Source organism: Novosphingobium sediminis, from assembly GCF_007991615.1.
In the GTDB taxonomy this organism is placed as follows: Bacteria; Pseudomonadota; Alphaproteobacteria; order Sphingomonadales; family Sphingomonadaceae; genus Novosphingobium; species Novosphingobium sediminis.
Map to the genome: position 1 here is coordinate 1 of NZ_BJYR01000048.1, position 6,597 is coordinate 6,597.

Annotated in this window: 4 protein-coding genes; all 4 read right to left on the reverse strand. The window is 64.4% G+C overall.

Annotated features, from left to right (window positions below):
- Positions 1–59: 59 nt before the first annotated feature.
- The 4 genes from NSE01_RS20960 to NSE01_RS20975 are packed head-to-tail and all read right to left on the reverse strand — an operon-like array spanning position 60 to position 6,404.
- Positions 60–962 (reverse strand): ArdC family protein, encoded by a 903-nt coding sequence (locus tag NSE01_RS20960; protein WP_027297282.1) that lies wholly within the window; start codon positions 960–962, stop codon positions 60–62.
- A gap of 44 nt (positions 963–1,006) precedes the next feature.
- On the reverse strand, positions 1,007–3,232 hold the full coding sequence (locus NSE01_RS20965; RefSeq protein ID WP_147161506.1) for an integrase: 2,226 nt from the start codon (positions 3,230–3,232) through the stop codon (positions 1,007–1,009).
- Positions 3,229–5,016: a hypothetical protein gene (locus NSE01_RS20970; protein WP_027297284.1), complete on the reverse strand. Its 1,788-nt coding sequence runs from the start codon at positions 5,014–5,016 to the stop codon at positions 3,229–3,231. Before NSE01_RS20970 ends, NSE01_RS20965 begins: the two co-directional genes overlap by 4 nt.
- The gene (locus NSE01_RS20975; RefSeq protein WP_027297285.1) at positions 5,013–6,404 is read right to left on the reverse strand and encodes a tyrosine-type recombinase/integrase; all 1,392 of its coding nucleotides are present in this window, start codon (positions 6,402–6,404) and stop codon (positions 5,013–5,015) included. The genes NSE01_RS20970 and NSE01_RS20975 overlap by 4 nt, the downstream gene beginning before the upstream one ends.
- Positions 6,405–6,597 lie beyond the last annotated feature (193 nt).

The following is a 6,597-nucleotide window of genomic DNA, read 5'->3' on the forward strand; positions in this document are numbered from 1 at the left end:
AACATATCCTGACAGTCCAGCCCCAATCTGACTTCCGACGCCAATTTTTAGGACGCGCATCATGCCGCCAACTCCTCGGGCTGGGGTTGCTGGGCGTGCATCCAGTCGGCTGCGGCCTGTGCCTTGCTGGCGGCGGTGAAGATGGCGCGAGGGTCGTCCTTCAGCACGCGCAACCACGATGCGACGTATGCGGCATGATCGGCGCGCGGATGGTGGGCGATCCCGAGGTCGGCGAGCACGAACGAAGCTGTCAGTTCGGCGCAGATCTCCTCGATCGCCAGACTGTCCCGCTTGAAACGTTCGGCAAAGTTGCGATCGAGCCGGTGCTTTGCCCCTGTGGCGTGGGCCGCCTCATGCAAAAGCGTGCCCATCTGTGCTGATGCATCCCGAAACGAGGCAAAGGTCGGCATGAAGATGTGATCGAGGTCGATCCGGTAGTGCGCATCGTAGGCGCCCTCGGTGATCGGGATCTTGAGGGCCGCGACGAAAGCTTCGGCGTGCCCGAACCGCTCGCCCTCGGGTAGAACTGCGACAGGAGCGGGCTCATAGCCCTCGACCTGTGCGAGGTTGAACACGGTGAAGGCCCGGGCGAACATGCGGCCGGGGTCGGCTTCGCCGTCGTCATGATCATCATCGGCGCGCGATGCGGCCTGCTTCCAGAACACGACGGTGGTTCCGCGCTCACCCTTGCGGACCTGTCCGCCAAGAGCTGCCCACTGGCGATAGGTCCCCCAAAGACCACTGGAATAGCTGCTGGCTTCGGCGGCAATCCAGAGCGCCAGCACATTGACACCGCGATAGCGACGGCGGGAGGTGACGTTCTGCGGCCTCGTCGTGGCAGCGCCATCATGGTGCCAGGGCATGCGCCAATTGCCGGCACCGGCTTCGATGGCAGAGACAATCTCGGTGGTGATGCGCGAATAGACGTCGGCTCGCGGCGTCGCAGGGTGGGATCGGGACATGGCGGGTCTCCACGACGAGCGGAGGGAAACTCTCTTCCGCTCCTTCAGCCCGTCACCCGAAAACCGGCCTCCTCTCCCTCTCCCGCCACACCGGTCCGAGGTGTGGCGGCACCGGGCGCGATCTGTTCGAGGACACGCTCAATCCTTGCCACCTCGGCCTGAAGCGTTACCCGCTGCGGTTCTGGAAGCCGCTTCTCGCGCAGCAACAGCCGCGCCTCGTCAGCTCCGCGCTGCCAGGCCGGGCGATGCCGTTCGGCAATGCAGGCATTGGGGCAGCGGACCGGCTCGCACATGGCGATCATTGGTCCGGTCGCACCCGGTTCCGAAATGCGGTTGAGGCACAGGGCAGTTGCCGGATCAAAGAAGCAATCGGCCAGCGGGCCGACATGCAATGTCCGCGCGAGACTGCCGAGCATCGTCCGTAGGCGTGGCCGGTCGGCAATCATGGCGGGTAGCGGCGCCAACTCGTGGGCGGCAGTATCGAGTGCGGCTCCGATCCTGTTCGCGGCAGGTCCGCCAAGGCGCGCACCACCTTGCCGATCGTCGAAGTAGACGAGGATATCGTCGATCTGGCCAAGCGCGCGCTGGGCTTCGATCTCTCCCCGAAATCCGGACCGGCTGCTGCCGGCATAGCCTTCGAACGCCGCAACGCTGGCGTGCTTGTACTGGATCATGCCGGCAATCGTCCCAAAGGGCCGGTTGGCGATGTGCCAGGCAATGGTCCGGCGAAACTGGCGTGTGGTCAGACGCCAGGGCGCGCCATTGGGGCTGGCAGGAATGATCGGTGCCTGCGCCGTTCCGAACCGGTCGTTGAGATGATCGCGAAACCGGTTGAGTTGCCGGACGATCTCGGCAGAAACGTGCGTCTTGGTGTTAGCCCGAAGCGTGAGGACCGGCCACAAGGTCGTTGTCCCGCGCGCTTGCCCCGCCCGCGCGGAAAGCCGTTCGAGGACGGCAATGGCTTCGGCGACCGGTGCGATAGTGACCCACTCGGTCTCCTCGCCGCAGCCGCGCTTGCCCTTGTAGGCGGTGGACTTGATGCGATGCCGCAAGATCGCACCGTCTTCTGCTCTGGTGATGGACAGGCATCCCCGCTTCATCGCCTGGATCTCGCTGTCCCGCATGCCTGAGAGATAGGCACAAACGACGTAGGCCGCCGACTGCAGCATGACCTCTTCGAGAGCCAGTACCTTGGCATCGAAGCGGGTGCGCCAAGGCAGGCCAGTATCGAGATCGGCGGAAATGGGCGTATCCATCCCGCCGATCTCGGTGCCGAGTTCTGCGATGGCGGCGGCGATGAGGTCCGGCGCCCCGGTGGTCAGGCCAAGGTGCATGGCAGGTTCGACCTGCGCGTCGATGCCGGCGTGAAGGTGGATCAGATGATAGTTGATCGGCGGCGTGACTTTGCCGCTTTGCGGATCTGTCCGCGTTGTGCCGTTGTGTGCGGTGGTCCAGATCGGGATCCCGCGCCCTTGTCGCCGCAAGGCGGCAATATAGGTGTTGAGGCGTTGGCGTTGCCGCGACCGTCGATCCGTATGATCAAGACCCGCCTCAGCGGCAACCAGACGGTTGCGCTTTGCTTCAAGGCGATCGAGTTCCGCCCGTGAGGCGAGGATATCTCCTGCGTAGTAGTTCACATAGCGCAGCGACCAGGCGAGCAGCGGCGTTATGATCGCTTCCGGAATGCGCGGCGTCCGGTTCTCTCCGGCGACGTACTTTGCTCCCGCCACCGAGAAAGGGCTGCGCCCCGGCCACGGTTCAAAGGAGAGGCGCGCAGTCGGCAGATGGTGCCGCAACTCATGCAGGTCGAAGACTATCCGCAGCAGCGCTGCCGCCGCAACCGGACGCAGTCCGGCAAGGCGCAAAGAGCGGGCGTAGCGATCAGCCAACGACTGATCGACCCGGCCAAGATCGAAATGACCCAGCTGAGCCTTCACGAAGTCGAAAAAACGCAAGATCCGGTTGGCCTCGCCGCGCACCCCCGCCGGCTCAAGCCGTGAACGGTGGCCGGGTAGATCGACATTGAGACGCGCATGAAGAATCTGGCGCAGGGCATCGGCGATGGAAGGGTCTTGGATAACGGCGAAATGTACCGTGACATGGCACCGCCGGGCATTCTCGCGAAACACGCCGGGAGCCAGATCCCAGACCGGATCGCCATATCGCGAGATATGCGCGCGATCGACCCCAGGGCGGAGCGGTGCGGAGATGAGCACCGGGAGGGCGTCACGTTCATTGCAGCTGTCGGCCAGAAGCTGGAGAGCGGTCATGCGCGGGCCTCGGGTGGCAGGTAAACCATGGGAGGTTCGGCCGCGACCTGCGCCCGGGCCCTTGCCACGACATCGTCGCCGAAGGCGGGCAGGATCTGCTGAACAATGCGGTCACGGGCATGGCCGAACTTGGCTGCCCAATCGGCTGCGCTCAGGCCGGCTCGCTGATCATCGACAAAGGAGAGGAACGCGAGGATGGCGGGTAGCTTGCGCGCGGTGATGACCGCGTTGCGACAATCGAGGCAACCCCAGAACGGCGTTGGGCACGCGGTACCGGCAGATGCAAAGGGACTGGAATAGAAGTTGCCGCAGCTGGCAAGCCAGACGTCCTGTTCGCCGTCGAGAAGTGCGCGCGAGACGCCTTCATCATCCGGAGTAGGGCTCGCCAACTCGCCGCGCAGTCGCTCCTCGTCGGGAGGAGGAAGTGCCCTGGGACCGGGCAGCGCCGCTTCGAGGGCGTCCGCCACGGCCTGCTCGTGCAGCGGTCTGAGCGCCGGAATATCGGCGTAGTGCCGTGCCGCGATCTCGGCGGTATGGCCGACGGCGAAGCGGGCCATGTGCCCTTCGGTCTTCAGGTACCACAAGGCCTTGTGCGTCTTGCGCAGGTGCGAAAGGCGCAGATAGAGCGGTCGGCCGGCGTCATCGACAATGCCGTGACGCTGCGTCCAGGCGTCGATCGTCATGCGCGGATGGCGAATACCAGCGGTGATCTCGCCGTGCTGATAATAGACCCACAGGCAATCGCTGGCATGATGTACCCGCGCCTTGGCCGTAAGCGCGATAATGCGCCGGATCAGGCCGCCCGGTGTTGTCGAGGCGCCGTCCCTGACCCGGATGGTCTTGTGTTCGGCACCATGCGCGCGAAGCTTGGTGTATGCGATCTCCACCGTCCCGCCCGAAGCGTTGCGCAGGCAATCGATGGTGAGAGTCTTGCAGCACTCGAGTTCGAGGCCGGTCTCGAGCGAAAAAAGGACCAGTAGCGGCACGACATCGGCGGATGTGAGGTAATGGGCACCATGCAGCGCCATGGCGAAATCCGGGCTGACGATGCTCCGGTTCCAGCGTCTGGCGTAAAGCGCCATCCACTCGGCATCGCGATGCTTCAGGGTACCGCGAGCCTCTATCGCTAGGTGCGCCTTGTGGGCGGCCACCTCAAGATCCGGCACGTCGTCATAGCGTGGGCCGGCCCGCAAGCGCGCCTCGATGCCGACAAGATCGGTGCGCGCCGCTTCGCGTAGCTGGCGGGCAACGAACGGACTGTACGCGTCACGAGGGCGAGACCGGGCATAGGGATGCGAACTCACGTAGCGAAGCCGATCGCGGAGCCCCGGGTCAAAGAGATCCGGTTGATCGACGGCGACCCGGCGCAGGATGGAAACGATCTTGGCGACATAGGTCGGCGCGTGCACTCGCGACTTGCCTTGTGCGGCGAGCCATCTCTCGAATCCATCGATATGGTGGGTACGAAGGTCTGCCGGGCCGTTGATCCGATCGCCTGTCCCGGCAAGATAGGCAAAGAAGCTCGGCAACTGCGTGACGTATGTCTTGATCGACGAACGCACCATGATGGGGCCGCGCGGGGCGACCAGCATGAACAGGCCCCGTGCAAAGGCGAGAGCCAGGCCACGGGGCCGGAAGCTGGTGAAATCCACGAGCAACTCACCGCCGTATGGCGGATCGATCATGAAGCGCAGCGTGCTGATCTGCGACCATGGATCGGCCTCGGGCGCAGTCGCCGAGGCCTCGAAACTGACCTTGCGTCCTTTGCGTGGAGCAGCGGTCATGATGGAAGATAGCCCGGTACGAGTGCCAACAGCTCTTCGACCGCCGCATCAACGGTATCGGCACGCGTGGCGAGGTGATCGAGATAGATCGAGGTCGTGGCGAGGCTTGAATGACCGAGCAATCGCTGAACCTGCTGAAGCGGATCGCCGACCAACTGGCGATAACCATCCATGGTGCCCACCGGTGCCGCCGCCTCGGCAAGGCGGCGCTGGATCAGCATCGCCAGCATGTGGACCGCAAAGGAATGCCGGAGTTGATGGGGGCTGACCCGGACCGGGATGCCGGCATCCGTGCAGCGGCGGCTCGCCCGCGCGAAGATCGCTTCCCACGAGTTGGGGAGCACCGGTTGCCCGACCTCGGTCAGCCAGAGCACCGCTGCTTCGCAGGGCGTTCCGTCGTCATCGCAAATGACGAGCCTGGCGCGTTCATCCGGTGTGACGACCTCCATGTCCATCGTGCCACCGCCAACGAGATGCAATGCGCTCGGCCCGAATGAGGGGCAGTGGATGAAGATCGGGCGGTCGATGGCTTCCCAGCCACGGCGTCTTGCGAACTTGGCGACGGCTTCGGCTCGCTCAACGGCGATATAGGCGTCAAACACCGGCAACAAACGGCGCGGCAGCAACATGCTACGCCCCCTGTCCCCCTTGGTGAGTGCCGCCGGAAGCTCTACCCGCCGCTGCCGTTCCGCGCGGGCATCGCCAACCGGAATCTGGGCAGTGAGCAGGTGGGATGCCTCTTCGAGGCGCAGGCCGGTGGTGACCAGCAGATCGGCGAACAGCGCGTTGCGCGCGCCATTCCGGTCACGTGCTCCAGGACGCTCGGTCCCTTCTATGGTCAGGCCGCGCAATCCGACCTCTCGGAAGGCGCGGTAATCGGTGAGATCGATGAAGCGGACATCGGACCGACGGGCCGCGCGTTCATAGGCGTCGTTGCGGCCCGTGACGGCCGCTCGACGCCCTCCGTGCGAACTTCGCCAGACCTGACGGTGGGTAAATGGTGTGCGCTCGATCAGGCCCTCCCGCTCGGCCCATCGGTAAAGCTTGTCGAGCGAGGCAATCGCCCGGTTCCACGTCGACGCCGAAACCCGAAACTCAGCATCGCTGCGCCGCCGGGCACGATGATAGGCACTGACATCATCGGTATCGGCTTGCCAGACAGACTTGCCGCGCGCGGAGGCGAGGAAGCGAACCCAGACCAGAACATCATAGCCGTGAGCGCGCAGCGAATGGCGCGAACGCGCCCCGTTCAACGGCAGATCGAGGAAGTAGCGGTCGAGGTCTGGATCGTAGATCTCTCCACCTTGCAGGATCATTGGGATGTAGGAGTCCAGGCCATCCGCCGCCCGGCGTTCCTGAATGACGATCGACGTGTCTGAAGTATCCACAGCTTGCCAGTCCCTCCCCCGGACCCCCTCCCGAATCCAGATCGCACACCTTGCGCGCCTGCGGGACGGTGGCCATCAGGCCGGACTACGCCAGCTTATGGATAGCGCTTCATCCGGCCTGATGACCCCCTGCGTTGTGCCAAGAACATACCGTTCAATGGTGCGTCAGGCACGGTGCAGACTGTCCAGATAA